This window comes from Candidatus Pantoea rara, from assembly GCF_051136265.1.
Taxonomy (GTDB): Bacteria; Pseudomonadota; Gammaproteobacteria; order Enterobacterales; family Enterobacteriaceae; genus Pantoea; species Pantoea rara.
Map to the genome: position 1 here is coordinate 105,271 of NZ_CP194944.1, position 15,432 is coordinate 120,702.

Annotated in this window: 14 protein-coding genes; 11 read left to right on the forward strand and 3 right to left on the reverse strand. The window is 56.0% G+C overall.

The window, feature by feature from the left end; genetic code table 11:
- The first annotated feature begins 244 nt into the window (after nt 1-244).
- The 3 genes from ACR8BF_RS21180 (at nt 245) to ACR8BF_RS21190 (ending at nt 3,484) form a co-directional block, all read left to right on the forward strand.
- Nucleotides 245-859, forward strand: coding sequence for a TetR/AcrR family transcriptional regulator (locus tag ACR8BF_RS21180; RefSeq protein WP_313537129.1), 615 nt, complete (start codon nt 245-247; stop codon nt 857-859).
- A 237-nt stretch (nt 860-1,096) separates the two neighbouring features.
- Nucleotides 1,097-2,380, forward strand: coding sequence for a beta-ketoacyl-ACP synthase II (gene fabF, locus ACR8BF_RS21185; RefSeq protein WP_434746235.1), 1,284 nt, complete (start codon nt 1,097-1,099; stop codon nt 2,378-2,380).
- Between the two features lie 219 nt (nt 2,381-2,599).
- A complete protein-coding gene (locus ACR8BF_RS21190; protein WP_179899097.1) occupies nt 2,600-3,484 on the forward strand; it encodes an ROK family protein in 885 nt (294 codons plus the stop codon).
- Between the two features lie 12 nt (nt 3,485-3,496).
- On the opposite strand, the gene ACR8BF_RS21195 is transcribed toward ACR8BF_RS21190, so the two are convergent.
- Entirely contained in the window at nt 3,497-4,450 is a 954-nt protein-coding gene (locus ACR8BF_RS21195; protein ID WP_179899098.1) for a LacI family DNA-binding transcriptional regulator, read from the reverse strand.
- Between the two features lie 284 nt (nt 4,451-4,734).
- Between ACR8BF_RS21195 and ACR8BF_RS21200 the strand changes: the two genes are divergently transcribed.
- The 4 genes from ACR8BF_RS21200 to ACR8BF_RS21215 are packed head-to-tail and all read left to right on the forward strand — an operon-like array spanning nt 4,735 to nt 8,121.
- Nucleotides 4,735-5,064, forward strand: a complete 330-nt coding sequence (locus ACR8BF_RS21200; protein ID WP_179899179.1) for a PTS sugar transporter subunit IIB — start codon at nt 4,735-4,737, stop codon at nt 5,062-5,064.
- On the forward strand, nt 5,061-6,389 hold the full coding sequence (locus ACR8BF_RS21205) for a PTS sugar transporter subunit IIC (protein ID WP_434746236.1): 1,329 nt from the start codon (nt 5,061-5,063) through the stop codon (nt 6,387-6,389). The genes ACR8BF_RS21200 and ACR8BF_RS21205 overlap by 4 nt, the downstream gene beginning before the upstream one ends.
- Before the next feature lie 20 nt (nt 6,390-6,409).
- Nucleotides 6,410-7,810 carry a glycoside hydrolase family 1 protein gene (locus tag ACR8BF_RS21210; protein WP_434746237.1) on the forward strand — a complete coding sequence of 467 codons (1,401 nt, stop codon included), beginning with the start codon at nt 6,410-6,412 and terminating at the stop codon, nt 7,808-7,810.
- Nucleotides 7,807-8,121, forward strand: coding sequence for a PTS lactose/cellobiose transporter subunit IIA (locus tag ACR8BF_RS21215; RefSeq protein WP_179899101.1), 315 nt, complete (start codon nt 7,807-7,809; stop codon nt 8,119-8,121). Before ACR8BF_RS21210 ends, ACR8BF_RS21215 begins: the two co-directional genes overlap by 4 nt.
- A gap of 75 nt (nt 8,122-8,196) precedes the next feature.
- Here ACR8BF_RS21215 and ACR8BF_RS21220 read toward each other — a convergent pair whose 3' ends face one another.
- Together ACR8BF_RS21220 and ACR8BF_RS21225 are read right to left on the reverse strand one after the other, a co-directional pair.
- The gene (locus ACR8BF_RS21220; protein ID WP_255434364.1) at nt 8,197-8,319 is read right to left on the reverse strand and encodes a hypothetical protein; all 123 of its coding nucleotides are present in this window, start codon (nt 8,317-8,319) and stop codon (nt 8,197-8,199) included.
- An 8-nt stretch (nt 8,320-8,327) separates the two neighbouring features.
- Nucleotides 8,328-9,116 carry a MipA/OmpV family protein gene (locus ACR8BF_RS21225; RefSeq protein ID WP_179899180.1) on the reverse strand — a complete coding sequence of 263 codons (789 nt, stop codon included), beginning with the start codon at nt 9,114-9,116 and terminating at the stop codon, nt 8,328-8,330.
- Between the two features lie 129 nt (nt 9,117-9,245).
- Here ACR8BF_RS21225 and ACR8BF_RS21230 point away from each other — a divergent pair, with 129 nt between their 5' ends.
- The 4 genes from ACR8BF_RS21230 (at nt 9,246) to ACR8BF_RS21245 (ending at nt 15,375) form a co-directional block, all read left to right on the forward strand.
- Entirely contained in the window at nt 9,246-9,941 is a 696-nt protein-coding gene (locus tag ACR8BF_RS21230; protein WP_179899102.1) for a response regulator, read from the forward strand.
- Nucleotides 9,938-11,107, forward strand: coding sequence for a sensor histidine kinase (locus ACR8BF_RS21235; RefSeq protein WP_179899103.1), 1,170 nt, complete (start codon nt 9,938-9,940; stop codon nt 11,105-11,107). The genes ACR8BF_RS21230 and ACR8BF_RS21235 overlap by 4 nt, the downstream gene beginning before the upstream one ends.
- Nucleotides 11,108-11,200: 93 nt before the next feature.
- Nucleotides 11,201-12,334, forward strand: a complete 1,134-nt coding sequence (locus ACR8BF_RS21240; protein ID WP_179899104.1) for an efflux RND transporter periplasmic adaptor subunit — start codon at nt 11,201-11,203, stop codon at nt 12,332-12,334.
- Nucleotides 12,331-15,375, forward strand: coding sequence for an efflux RND transporter permease subunit (locus ACR8BF_RS21245; RefSeq protein ID WP_434746238.1), 3,045 nt, complete (start codon nt 12,331-12,333; stop codon nt 15,373-15,375). The genes ACR8BF_RS21240 and ACR8BF_RS21245 overlap by 4 nt, the downstream gene beginning before the upstream one ends.
- Nucleotides 15,376-15,432 lie beyond the last annotated feature (57 nt).

Below are 15,432 nucleotides of genomic sequence, written 5' to 3' on the forward strand. Positions count from 1 at the left end.
GGCTTTACGCCCTGGAACGACTCGTCTGCACCTGTCATCTGCGAAAGTGGCTGCATTGTCAGCGCTTTTAGCAAACACATTTCAGCCGCGACGCCAGCGGCATGCTGAATGTGCAGGTTAACGACCCTCAGCACCCTTCATCCGCCGCAAATCATGGATTTTGCCAGCAACAGGGCATAAAATGTGACTACTTATAACAGTAGTCACTTAATTGTTCACCCACTCCGATTATCAGGCGATAACAATGACCCAATCCGTAACGGAAAATGGCACACGCGGCCCGGCCGGGCACAACATTCGTGACCAGATTGTTGATGCAGCCATGCAGCACTTCGCGCACTACGGCTATGAAAAAACCACCGTCTCTGACCTTGCCCGCGCAATCGGCTTTTCAAAAGCCTATATTTATAAATTTTTTGAATCCAAACAGGCGATAGGGGAAGTGATCTGTTCTACCCGGCTGGCGATGATGATGCAGCGCGTAGACGTCGCAATCTGCGATGCATCTGGCGCATCGGAACAGCTGCGGCGGCTGTTTCGGACGCTTACCGTCACCGGCACTGAACTCTTTTTTCACGAACGCAAACTTTATGACATTGCCGCCGTGGCGTCGCGCGATCGCTGGCCCTCAGCCAGGGCACATGAAGAGCGACTGCTTAGCCTGATTCAGCAGATTCTGCGTCGCGGGCGTGAAGCGGGTGAATTTGAACGTAAAACCCCCGCTGACGAAGCAGCAGAGGCCATCTATCGGGTTATCAAACCCTACGCCAATCCGTTATTGCTGCAGTACAGCCTCGATGACGCGGAAGAAGCCTCTGCACAACTGGCCGCCCTGGTATTACGTAGCCTTGCACCCTGAGTGAAGTGCATACGGTGACTATTGACTTAATTAGTCACAAGATTAACTATAGCAACTTGTTTTGTCATCACTCTGGATTCTGATGCTGTTCCACTTATCTCATTCTGCGCTGTTTCATCTCTGCGCCCGCACAGCGCACTACCCTGTGCAGGGCCTCGCTATTTGCGCTTCAGGCGCGTTTCAACTCTCCGCGTCAGCATGTCAATCGCTGACCGGACAGCTTACGGGAGCAACTACATGAGTGAATCATCCTCATCACAACGCATCGTCATTACCGGCGCGGGCATCGTTTCGCCGTTAGGTTGTGGCGTTGAAAACGTCTGGGCGCGATTAACGGCGGGTGAGTCCGGTATCCGCATTCTGCCCGACACGCTCACTGCCGGCACCGGTATTTCAGTAGGTGGCTGTGTGCCCGACATTGATGAAGACCCGCTGGCGGGATATGACCCGGAGTCGTTCATTGCGCCGAAAGAGCGTAAAAAAATGTCGCGATTTATTGAATTTGCGCTGCTTGCTGCAGAAGAAGCCCTGACCCAGGCGGGCTGGCATCCTGAAGATGAGGGCGCGCGTGAACGCACCGCGACCATTATTGCCTCCGGTGTTGGTGGTTTTGGCGCTATTGCTGACGCCGTGCGCACCACAGATGCGCGCGGTCCGCGCAGACTCTCGCCCTTCACTGCCCCGTCGTTTCTGGCCAATATGGCCGCTGGCCATGTCTCGATTAAATACGGTTTTACCGGCCCGCTGGGGGCACCTGTTACAGCCTGTGCCGCAGGCGTACAGGCCATTGGTGATGCAGCAAGATTAATCAGAAGCGGCGAAGCGGACATTGCGATTTGTGGCGGGACCGAAGCAGCGCTGGATCGCGTGACGCTGGGCTGTTTCGCGGCAGCGCGTGCCCTGTGCGCAGGCTATGAGGATCACCCGCATCACGCCTCACGTCCGTTTGATCGCGACAGAAACGGCTTTGTGATGGCCGAAGGTGCTGGTTTGCTGGTGATTGAGTCGCTGGCCCATGCCCAGGCACGGGGTGCGACGCCACTGGCGGAGATTATTGGTTATGGTACCAGTGCCGATGCTTACCATCTTACCGCAGGTCCGGAAGATGGCAGTGGTGCTGCGCGGGCAATGAGAACTGCTCTGCGCCAGGCGGGTATCAGCGCGGACGACGTCCAGCACATTAATGCTCATGCGACCTCGACACAGGTTGGCGATCACGGCGAACTGGCCGCTATCCAGGCTGTATTTGGCGATAATTCACAGGTCGCGATCTCGTCAACCAAATCTGCCACCGGCCATCTGCTGGGTGCAGCGGGCGGCGTTGAGGCGATATTCACCCTGATGGCACTGCGTCAGCAGCTTATCCCGCCGACGCTGAACCTTCATCATCCCGATGACGCTGCAGGCAATCTTGACCTGGTGGCGCTCAATGCACGCCCGGCCGAACTGACCTATGCCATGTCGAACGGTTTCGGCTTTGGTGGCGTCAACGCCAGCCTGCTGCTTCGTAAGTGGCAATGACGTCTTAGTGACGACTCAACCTGCGCCACCAGCCACACTGGCCGCGCAGGGTTCAACTCTCCGGAACATGACGCTTCGCTGGATAATTCCAGAGGCTACCCTTTTGCAATAGCTTTATAAATCTGTACCTTCCCTGACAAAAAATGCCGTCCTCCCGACGCCTGCCCTTTTCTTTCAGCACTACAATTAATCGAATGAAAACAACCTCAGAGAACGTTGATGAAAATTGCAGCTTTCGATATTGGTGGTACCTCTTTAAAAATGGGCGTGATTGATGAACAGGGGACCATTCTGTGCAGTGACAGTGCGGATATTTCCCATAACTCACGCGACAAAATACTTGATGAAATCCTGCAATGGCTTGAGAAAAATCCCGGCTGTGCAGGCATTGCCGTCAGCACGCCCGGTTATGTTGATGCAAAAGCCGGATATATTGCGATGGGTGGCACCATTCGTGACTTTGACCAGTATCATCTGAGCCAGTGGCTGACAGAAAAAACCGCGCTGCCTGCCACAGTCGAAAACGATGCACACTGTGCCCTGCTGGCGGAGCAATGGCTGGGAAAAGCGAAAAAACGCAATGATTTTCTGATGTTGACTATCGGCACCGGCTTAGGCGGAGCGGCATTTTGCAACGGCGCGCTGATCCGGGGTAACCGAAACAGGGCGGGCGAGTTTGGGTGCCTGCTGACGTCGCGTCCCACCAGCAGCAATATTGAACGCCACACCATGAGCCAGAGCTGTACCATGACGGCACTGCGGGAGAATTACAGCCAGCTCACCGGTCGGCCCACCGACGACGTCAGTGGTAAAGATGTCTTTGACGCTTATGACCGCAATGAAGAAGCCGCGCAGCAGGTGGTCAATAAATTCTACCAGGATCTGGCGGCCTGCTTATATAACCTGTTCAGCGTGTTCGATCCGGAGATGATATTTATCGGTGGGGGAATGACCGGGCGTGAGCCATTCCTCAGTGAACTGGCTGAGCAGCTGGCAAAATATGATCTTGATATCCCGATTGATACTGCGACCTACGGCAACGACTCCGGCATGCTGGGCGCAACCTGGCATTTCCTGCAACGCAGGCAGCATAATCTCGCTTAACCGCGCAGATTATTAGCGCTGTCGCCAGTCGGGAATAATTAAATCACCCCGTAATACTGCGCTGCCCAGCACCTGCTGGGTAGTGGCAGTTAACCAACTGACGATTCGTGACGCCATCGCATCAAGCGAATATTCAATGGCCGGAATAGTGGGCAACCCCGGTAAATTAACTGAACCTGCAAGGCTAAATACCATTATGTCGTCCGGCACCGCTTTTTTGAATGCCTGTAACTGGCCGATGACATTCTGTGCTTCCATTTCGTTCGCCACCAGCAATGCGTTAAAATTTCGGCTACCGGCATTATTCAATAGCATCTGAATCGCTACAGATGATGAGACCGCATCGCTAATCACCAGATTACGGTTAAAAGGTAAGACATTATTTTCCAGCGCTACTTTGTAGCCCTGTAAGACCTGCCCGGCCGTGCTGCTGTTCTCTGGCTGGATGACAGCGATCTGACGGCGCCCCTGATTGATCAGGAAGTTGCAGGCTGTCTCTGCGGCAAAAGCGTGATCGAATTGCAGACTGTTTGGCCCTTCCGCTTCGGCACAGTCGACCAGAATCACATGCTCATCGTCGATATTAAGCGGAAAATGCGCGCCGATGATCAGCACATCATCGCACAGGCCGCAACTCAGCTCGTCAAGGGCTGTCAGGATTTCACTTTTACTGCGGGCAAAGCGCAATAGCAGATGTTTTTGATGCTGGCGTAGTTGCTTCTCCAGCGCAAAAAGCCATGCAGTAATCTGGTTAACATTTTCCTGGGCACAGATCACACCAATACAGTGCGTAGTCTGACTAAATAATGACTGGGCTATAACGTTAGGCCGATAATTCAACTCTTCAACGGCTTTTAATACAGCCAGCCGACTGGCTTCCTTAACGCCGCGTGAACCGCTCAACACCCGGGAAACTGTGGCTTTAGAAACCCCAGCCAGCCGCGATACATCGTTGATAGTAGACATTTTTCTCCCCTGAAAAGGCGGCCAGTTATAATCAGCGTAGTCCGGCTGTGCATGTGTTTGCCGCCGGAAGTATAGCCATTTCAGTTTCACATGGAAACCGAATTTCCATATGTTCGCATTACCTTCGCTTATCCACCTATTTTTGTGATCCTAATCGAAATAAAAATATCCTTAAACCCTGCTTATTGATGGGCATCACACTTCTTCTGACTTTTCATGGAAACCGGTTTCCATATGATATCCAATTAGCCTCACTTCAGTGTCTAAGGCAGGGAACAGTAACCATGTACAGAATCATGTTGTGTTGTTCAGCAGGCATGTCTACCAGCATGCTGGTGCGAAAAATGGAGGAAGCGGCTGCTCAGCAGGGAATAGCCGCCGAGATCAAGGCGTTTGGCGTGGCGGAGTTTGATGAGCAGTTTTCCCATTATCAGGTGGTTTTGCTTGGGCCACAGGTAAAATACATGCTGCAAAGCCTGACGGAAAAAACAGCAGGCCAGAGTATCCCGGTACAACCGATCGATATGATGGATTACGGCATGCAGCGGGGAGACAAGGTGCTGGATTTTGCCCTGTCGCTGATCGCAGCAGCAAATGAAAAGGCGGATTTATGAGCTCACTCTATCAGTCGATGATTGCAGTGATCGAGCAATCAATTACGCCACTTGCCGGCCGACTGGGTCAGCAAAAGTATGTGATTGCCATTCGTGATGGCTTCACTGCCGCCCTGCCGTTTATGATCATTGGCTCATTTATGCTGGTGTTTATCTTTCCCCCCTTTTCCGCCACCAGCACCAACAGTGTGGCCAGGGCCTGGCTCGACTTTTCCGCCACCTATCGTGACCAGTTGATGCTGCCGTTTAATCTCAGTATGGGCGTGATGACCTTTTTTATCTCGGTAGGTATCGGGGCCAGCCTGGGGCGGCAATTCGCGCTGGATCCGGTGATGTCAGGCCTGCTGGCCTTTATGGCTTTTTTGCTGGTGGCAGCGCCTTACTCCAATCACACAATTTCCACTGAGTATCTTTCCGGTCAGGGCATTTTTACCGCGCTGATTACGGCCATTTACGCTACCCGCGTTTACGCCTGGCTGAAGCACAACAACATCACTATCCGTCTGCCAAAAGAGGTGCCAACTGGCGTAGCACGATCGTTTGAGATTCTGATTCCGGTGGTGGTGATTATCGGCACCCTTCATCCGCTGAACCTGTTTATTGAAGCTAAAACAGGCATGATCATTCCACAGGCCATTATGCATCTGCTCGCTCCCCTGGTCTCCGCATCTGACTCTTTACCTGCCATTCTGCTGTCGGTGCTGCTGTGTCAGATCTTCTGGTTCGCCGGCATTCACGGCGCGCTGATTGTAACCGGCATCATGAATCCCTTCTGGATGGCTAATCTCTCTGCTAATCAGGCCGCCCTGGCGGCAGGTACTGTGTTACCACACATTTATCTGCAGGGCTTCTGGGATCACTATCTTCTGATCGGTGGTGTCGGATCGACTTTACCCCTGGCTTTCCTGTTACTGCGCAGTCCCGCCACCCATCTGCGAACTATCGGCAGGATGGGCATCGTGCCAAGTTTTTTCAATATCAATGAGCCCATCCTCTTTGGCGCACCGATCATCATGAACCCTCTGATGTTTATTCCCTTTGTCTGCGTGCCAATGCTAAACGCCGTACTGGCTTATACCGCCACCCGGATGGGCTGGCTGGCTCAGGTGGTTTCGCTCACGCCGTGGACGACGCCCGCGCCAATTGGCGCCTCCTGGGCGGCTAACTGGGCAATCAGTCCTGTGGTCATGTGCCTGGTCTGCATGGTGCTTTCTGCGCTGTGTTACCTGCCGTTCCTGCGAGCTTATGAACGATCGCTGATAAAAAATGAGCAGGAAAAGGCGCAGTCGCCTGCTTCGCTGGCAGAAACCGCCGGTACATCCTGATTACTTAAGAGAGAGGCATCATGCACTATACATTTCCTGATTCGTTCTGGTGGGGCAGTGCCAGTTCCGCTTTGCAGACTGAAGGCGATAGCCTGAACGGTGGCAAAAGTGCCACCATCTGGGATCACTGGTATTCACAACAACCCTCACGTTTTCATCAGCAGATTGGCCCGGGTGAGACGTCCACTTTTTATCAGCACTGGCACCAGGATATCGCCCTGCTGAAGCAACTGAATCACAATAGTTTTCGCACCTCCATCAGCTGGTCTCGGTTAATCCCTGATGGCACCGGCGACGTCAATCAGGAGGCGGTGGTCTTCTATAACCAGGTCATTGATGAACTGCTGGCACAGAGTATTACGCCCTTTATTACGCTGTTTCACTTCGATATGCCGATGGCGATGCAGGAACAGGGCGGCTGGGAGAATCGTAAGGTCGTTGCAGCATTCAGTCGCTACGCCCGTCTCTGCTTTGAGTTGTTCGGCGATCGTGTCCTGCACTGGTTTACCTTTAATGAGCCGATTGTGCCCGTCGAGGGAGGGTATCTTTATGATTTCCATTATCCCAATGTGGTGGACTTTCGCCGCGCGGCGACGGTGGCCTACCATACCGTGCTGGCACATGCCTCGGCGGTTCGGGCTTTCCGGTCCTGTAACACGGCCGGAGAGATCGGCATCGTGCTGAATCTGACACCCTCCTATCCCCGGTCACAGAACCCGGCGGATCTGACGGCCGCTCATCATGCAGACCTGCTGTTTAACCGCAGTTTTCTCGACCCGGTTTTACGCGGCGAATTTCCGGCGGATCTGGTTGCGCTACTCAGGCAGTACGACCAGCTACCGCTGACGCAGCCTGAGGACAGCGCGCTGATCGCTGACGGCATCATCGATCTGCTGGGGGTCAATTACTATCAGCCACGACGGGTGAAATGCCGCGATAGCGCGATCAATCCGGCAGCCCCTTTTATGCCTGAATGGTTTTTTGACAGTTATGAGATGCCCGGAAGGAAGATGAACCCTTATCGGGGCTGGGAAATTTACGAGCCCGGCATCTATGACATTCTCACCAACCTGCGGCTGAATTATGGCAATCCTCGCTGCTTTATTTCAGAGAACGGAATGGGTGTCGAGGATGAACAACGATTCATTCAGGCAGGGCAGATACAGGATCACTACCGCATCGACTTTGTTGCGGAACATCTTAAGTGGGTTCACCGGGCGATTGGCGAGGGCAGCCAGTGTCTCGGTTATCATATGTGGACCTTTATTGATAACTGGTCATGGTGCAACGGCTATAAAAACCGTTACGGTTTTGTCCAGCTTGATATCACCAGCCAGAAACGCACAGTGAAAAAAAGCGGTGAATGGTTTGCTGCCACTGCTACCCGTAACGGTTTTACCCATCCGGAGAATTTAGCATGATCGATCAGGAAGAGGCTGTTATGGAAATTATTGTTAATGCAGGCCAGTCGCGCAGCCTTTGCTTTGAGGCATTACAGGCGGCGCGTCAGGGTAAAATTGAACAGGCGCGGGATCTGCTGCACGAGGCGGATACCTTTACCCGGCAGGCACATAAAATGCAAACCCGACTGATCGAACAGGATGCAGGGGAAGGCCGGCAGCCCATGACCTTAATTATGGTTCATGCTCAGGATCACCTGATGACCTCGATGCTGGCTCGTGAACTCTCTGAAGAGATCATTCATCTTTATCAACGCGAACAACGAACCTGATGCCGTTAGCAGAAAGTAAAAATTTATGGCGCAGTCACGCTGCGCCTCACAGCAGCAAATAGCCGCTGTCGTACCTTATCCCCGCACCGGCGCATCGAACAGACTCAGCGCCACAACAATCACTGCATATACCAGCAGATACAACAGAATCAGCGCAGCAAGCAAACAACGGTGGCTGCGCATCCCGTTTTTTTTCATGGCGCCATTCAGAAGGTATAGCTCAGTGCCAGGGTAGCAGAGGCACCGTTGTGCCGCGCGACAATCGGGCTATCTGAGGCATGCTTGTCCAGCCAGGTGTAATCACCGATGACACTGGCAGCCCAGGCTGGCGTGAACTGATGGCTCCAGGTCAGGCTGGTGTCAGTACCATAAAATCCACCCGCCGCGTCATAGCGTTCAAATCCACTGCGGGCACTTTGCTCGCGGTTAACACCGTACCAGGTGTTCATATAACGTCCGTCGCCAAACAGTCCCGCCACCTGCAGTGCCACAGTATCGTCGCTGGTCTGCCAGGGGATAAGCGTAACCGAAGTCCGATACTGCACGCCCTGACTGTCACTCAGGGGCAGCGTCGCTTTGCCCTCCAGCACAAACCACGGCGTGACTGACCATCCCACCGCCAGCGCGGTGTTGACCGTGGCATCGATCTTACCCATACCCCTGAGCCGGTCGTCACCGTCGCGCCATGAGGAGTTCCGGTCAGATCGACCCAGCCCATAGCCCAGCGTATGTTCCAGATAAAGCCCATTATCCGCCTGAAGATCGTAGCCAATCCCTTTCTGCGAATCGAGAAAGAAGGCCCCGTCGCGCGCCTGAATAATTGGGGTCAGCTGCCAGTGCTGCTTATCTGCGCCGCTGTAGCGCGGTGCATTGATGCCTGCAATGCCCAGCGTCACGCTGGGCGGCGGCGTGGCACTGTCATCTGCTCTGACGGCTGCGGCACTTAATCCCAGCGAAAAACAGACCATGTGAAGCGTTATTTTTCCGGTTATCATCATGTTTCCTCATTATCACATCAGGTGCGGAGCTGAGGGATTCAGTGCCGCGTCACTGGCCGGGAGTATGCGAGGCGAGTGTCAATGAATGACCAGGGATTTATGAAGAAACAGTCAAGGTGATCTGAAATGCAGTTAAAACGTGTCCTGATTATTGAAGATGACGCTGACGCGGCTGGCGTCCTTGAGGCGTACCTGAAACGTGAAAATTATGAGGTTATGATTGCCGGTGACGGTCCTGGCGGGCTGGATGCCGCCAGACGCTGGCAGCCCGATCTGATCCTGCTGGATATCATGTTGCCTGGCATGAACGGCACCGAAGTGCTGGCCGCACTGCGACGTCGCGACGATACGCCGGTGATCATGGTGACGGCGATGAGCGATGCGCCGGACCGCATCGGTGCACTCCGCTATGGCGCGGATGACTATGTGGTCAAGCCCTATCATCCGGGCGAAGTCGTGGCGCGCGTGCAGGCGGTGTTGCGCCGCAGTCAGAATAGCGCGCCGGTCACCGAAATCCTGCGCTGGGCCGATCTGGTCGTCGACCCGATCGCCCTCACTGCTGTCATTGAATGCGACAGCGGCACACCACGCCGTCTCGATCTGACACCCACTGAATTTTCCCTGCTGGTCACCCTGATGCGTGCGCCGACGCGTCCGTTTACCCGTCTGTTTCTGCTGGAGCACTGTCTGCCAGAAAGCGATGCGCTGGAGCGGGTGGTGGATACACACGTCTACAACCTGCGCCGTAAACTGGAAGCTGCAGGCATCTCTGACGTGTTACCGGCGGTGCGTAGCGTGGGTTACCGGTTCAGACAGCCATGAATAAAAACATCTACAACTCTCTGTGGCGCTGGATCTGCGTCAGGGTCATGTTTCTGGCGATTGGCAGCGTCATCCTGATCGCCTTCTGTATGTGGCTGCGCTTTGCGGTACAGGCGTACTGGGTCTATTACCGTATGCCACCCGCACTGCTGGAAGAGTTTTCACAGCTACGCCGCCATCCTGCCAGCGACCCGGCACGCTTTCACCAGATCGTTGATCAATGGTGGGGGCTCACGTTTTCTGATCCGTCGCTGGCCTCCTCGGACTGGTTTACTGTGATTGCGCTGGTGGCCGTCACCATCCCGTTTATGGTGTTTATGGCACTGCGTTTCGCGCGTCCACTCTCCACGCAGTTCAGCCAGCTGGCGACTGCGGCGCGAGCGGTATCAAAAGGGGAGTTTGGCCGAACGGCGGCAGTGGTGAAAGAAGCTCCGCAGGAGCTGGTGCGCTTTACCGAAGATTTTAATCAGATGACCCAGCAACTGGCGCGTTACGAGCGCGAGCTGCGCACCTCACATGTGGCGATGGCACATGAACTTCGCTCACCACTGACGGCGGCGATGGGCCGGTTGCAGGGTATTCTGGATGGCGTCTTTCCAGCGGAGCCACAGCAACTGGCAATGATTATGAAGCAACTGACGCAGCTCAGCCGACTGATCGATGAACTGCATTTGCTGTCACTGGCGGATGCCGGTCAGCTGGTCCTGAACCGGGAGCGGTTTAATCTCAGTGAGTTACTGCGCGAGCGTACGGGCTGGCTGCTGCCGCAGGCAGAACAGGCAGGTGTGACCATCAGCGTGATCGCACCAGAGGCTCTCATGCTCGATGCCGATGCGTTCCGCCTGGGCCAGGTGGTGACTATCCTCTGTGAAAATGCACTGCGCTACGCAGCGGATGGGGGTGCATTGCTGATCACCGCCAGCCAGAACGATCAGGCGGTTACCCTGACTTTCCGCGATTATGGTCAGGGTGTAGAGCCGGACTTCCTGCCGCAGCTGTTTGTTCGCTTTACCCGGGCCGACTCCTCACGTGCCCGCCACTCCGGCGGCAGTGGTCTGGGGCTATCGATAGCCAAAGCGATCGTCGAGGCGCACGGCGGGTCACTTCGCGCCACGTTACCCGCCGACGGCGGCCTGTTAATCGGGGTAACGCTGCCGGGGAGATAAATTGTTCTGGCTTGACCATTTCTTGATGGTTCATGCAACGTTTCTGGACACAAGCCGGGTTCAATGAGCACAACTCATTAAAGGAACCCGGCTATGACTGATTTAATCCCGGATGCTGCCCGCCAGGTGTGGCGTCATCTCTTCAGTGTTCAGATCTTTGCGCCAGTGGTGTTTGTGCTGCTCGGCGTGCTCATCATGACCGGCTGCCGGGATAATAATTCGGCCCCGCCTGCCGCCCCGCTCCGCCCCGTTAAAACGGTGATTGCCCCGCCACTCAGCAATGATTCGTCACTGGTGCTGACGGGCGAAATCCGCCCGCATGAAGAGGTCGCACTGGCCTTCAGGCTGGATGGGCGGGTCGTGAGTCGTGCGGCTGAACTGGGCGACCGTGTCAGCACCGGACAACCGCTGGCTGCGCTGGAAAATAATCAGTCACGAAATCAGCTGAGCAGCGCGCGTGCCGATCTTGACAGCGCCCGCGCCGCTGAACGGGTTGCCGCACTTAACCTGCATCGAATGCGGCTACTGATGCCCGGTGGTGCTATTGCCCGCAGCCAGCTTGACAGCGCCCAGGGGGACTGGCAAAGCGCGCAGTCCCGCCGTCTCAGCAGCGAAGCAGCACTGAAAAATGCCCAGGATACCCTGAGCTGGACTCAGCTCACTGCACCCACCGCAGGCCGGATCACCGCCATTACGGTTCAGCCAGGTCAGGTGGTCAGCGCCGGACAAAACGTGATGACGCTGGCCGCAGGTGATGCCCGCGATGCGGTGTTTGACCTGACCGCGCCTGCGCTGTTACGGCCTGACAATCTGACACCGCTGAAAGTTACGCTGCTGGCCGATCCCGCCATTCAGGCCAGTGGTACGGTACGAGATATCAGCCCACAGGCCGATCCACAGACGCGCACGTGGCGACTGCGCATATCGTTGAGTCATCCACCTGAGGCGATGGCACCCGGCGCCACGGTCACCGTCAGCCTGCCGGATGCACAACCGCCAGTGATCGCCCTGCCTGCCAGCGCCCTGACCCGTTTCGCAGACAAACCTGCATTGCTGGTCGTTGATGCCACGTCACGCTTACAGCTTCGTCCGGTAGTACTGGCCCGCTTTAACGCGCAGCAAATCTTTGTGACTGCCGGGATCCAGCCGGGCGAGCGCATTGTTACGGCCGGTGTCAGCACCCTGCAGCCCGGCGAAAAAGTGACGCTTACGCAGGAGGCACCATGAGAAAAACGGCTGGCTTTAACCTTTCTGGCTGGGCGCTGGCGCATCAACAGCTGGTGATCTTTTTTATGCTGCTGGTAATGGCTGCGGGTGTGCTGAGCTACCAAGGTCTGTCGCGCAACGAAGATCCGGCGTTTACTATCAAAACCGCCGTCATCTCAGCTCAATGGCCGGGCGCTGACGTGGACAATACTGTGCAACTGGTCACTGACGTGCTGGAACAGAAGGTACAGGAGATTCCGTCACTGGACGCGGTAGAGAGTGAAACCCGCGCCGGACAGACGGTGATTTATGTCAACCTGCGTGATGATACACCGCCCTCTCAGGTGGCGGGCATCTGGTATCAGTTGCGTAAAAAGATGAAGGATGTGGCCTCTTCACTGCCTCAGGGCGTGCAGGGTCCGGCAGTTAACGATGAGTTTGATGACACCTTCGGCACAATTTATGGCTTCACCGCGGATGGTTTTACCGACAGAGAATTGCGCGATCGGGTCGACAACCTGCGGCGCAGTCTGACCAGCCTGCCCGACATCGGAAAAACCACCCTGCTGGGTGTGCAGGAGCAGCAGGTGGTTATTGCCTTTTCACCACGTAAGCTAAATGGCATGGGGCTTGATTTACAACAGGTCAGCGACGCCATTAAAGCCCAGAACGACGTCGTACCCGCTGGCAGCCTGCGAACCGATCGCGAGAACATCGCGCTGCGGGTCAGCGGCAACCTGATCTCGGTCGAAAATCTGCGGGCGATTACGCTGCATATCGGGGAGCGTTTCATCCCGCTGACTGAATTGGCGACCCTCAGCCTGCAACCTGCCGACCCCCCGGCGCCCACGTTCCGGGTTAATGGCGTTCCGGCTATCGGACTGGCGATCTCTATGGCCGCCAGCGGCAACATGCTCGATTTCGGTCAGCAGCTTAATCAGCGCATGCAGATGCTGGCCAGTCAGTTACCGCACGGTATCACCATGACCCGCGTGGCCGACCAGTCTTCCGTGGTGAAAAACGCGGTCAGCGGCTTTGTCCGGATACTGGGCGAAGCGGTCATCATCGTGTTAGCCGTCTCCTTTGTGTCACTGGGGCTGCGCGCCGGTCTGGTGGTCGCAGCGGCAATTCCACTGGTGCTGGCGATGACCTTTACCGGCATGTTACTCGCAGGTATCGGTCTGCAACGGATTTCGCTGGGTGCGCTGATCATTGCGCTGGGGCTGCTGGTGGATGATGCGATGATTACGGTCGAGGCGATGGTGGCACGACTCGAAGCGGGCGACAGCAAATGGCAGGCTGCCACCTATGCGTTTAAAACCACCGCATTCCCGATGCTGACCGGTACGCTGGTGATGATTGCCGGTTTCATTCCGGTCGGTTTCGCTGCTTCGAGTGCTGGAGAGTATTGCTATTCGCTGTTTGTGGTGGTCGCGCTGGCACTGCTCTGCTCGTGGGTGGTCGCGGTCATCTTCTCTCCACTCACTGGTTGCTGGCTGCTGTCGGCAAAGCACATCAAGGCCCACCAGCAGCCGGGCGTGCTGATGCGCGCTTATCACCGGCTGCTGGAGGTGATTTTGCACAACCGACTGGTGACGATGGGCATAGCGTTGGCGGTGCTGCTGACCAGCCTTTATGCCACCACGTTTATGCAGGGTGAGTTTTTCCCGGCGTCAGATCGTCCCGAACTGCTGGTTAGCCTGACATTGCCCGCCAATGCGGCCCAGGCGGAAACCGCGCGTCGTACCGTACAACTTGAAAAAATGCTCCAGAATGACCGGGATGTGGCGAACTTCACCAGCTACGTTGGCTCAGGTGCAATACGTTTCTATCTGCCGATGGATGTGCTGCTGGATAATGAAAACATCGCACAGCTGGTTGTGGTAGCGAAAGATCTCAACGTACGCGATCGGCTGCGCAGCCGGCTGGAACGAAAACTGGCAGCCGATTTTAATGACATCACCACCCGCGTCTCACCGCTGGAGCTCGGCCCACCGGTCGGCTGGCCGCTGAAATACCGCATTACCGGCCCGGACAATGCCCAGGTACGACAGGCCGCTAATCGGCTGGCGGCAGTGCTCGCCCGCTCGCCGTTAACACGTGGGGTCAATCTCACGGCCGGGGAACCAGAACGCGTCATGACGCTGGCAGTGAACCAGACCGCAGCGCGCGCGGCCGGACTCTCATCAGACACCATCGCCACCGCGCTGAACACTCTGATGTCCGGCAGCGTCGTGACCACGCTGCGCGATCGCAACCGGCTGATCGATGTGGTACTGCGCAGCAATGATACGGAACGGCAGAACACGGACACGCTGGAAGGACTGATGATCACCAACGCCAGCGGACAGAAAATTCCACTGCGCCAGGTAGCGACCCTGAACTGGGGTGTGGATGATCCGGTGATCTGGCGACGTCAGCGACTCTCTTACATCACGGTGCAGACCGATATCGCGCCCGGTCAGCGGGCTGAAAGTGTCTCGCTACAGCTCGCGCCCGATGTCGCCGCGCTGCGCGCATCACTCCCTGCCGGGTATGGCATTGAGGAAGGCGGCGTCGCTGCGGAATCGGATAAAGGCAACGGTTCAGTCTTTGCCCTGCTGCCAGTGACGATCTGCGCCATGCTGGTACTGCTGATGATTCAGCTGCAACGCTTCTCAGGCATGCTGCTGGCGCTGAGCATGGCTCCGTTTGGCCTGCCCGGCATTGTATCCGCGATGCTACCGGCTGGCACACCGCTGGGTTTTGTGGCGCTGCTGGGGATTATTGCGCTGGCGGGGATCATCATTCGCAACGCGGTGATCATGATCAGTGAAGTGGATACGAACACCCATGCCGGACTGCCTGCCGGTGAAGCCATACGACAGGCTGCCCATCACCGGGCGCGTCCCATCCTGCTGACCGCCTGTGCCGCGATCCTTGGCATGATCCCCATCGCCCATCAGGTTTTTTGGGGGCCAATGGCACTGGCGATTATTGGTGGACTGGTCAGCGGCACGCTGGTGACGCTTACGGTGCTGCCTGCTGCGTTAAGTCTGATGATGGAGCGCCGTCGACGTTAAAGCGTTCATTAAAACAATGTCCGGCAATCCTGGCTGCGCAGCGGAATTGCCGGACAC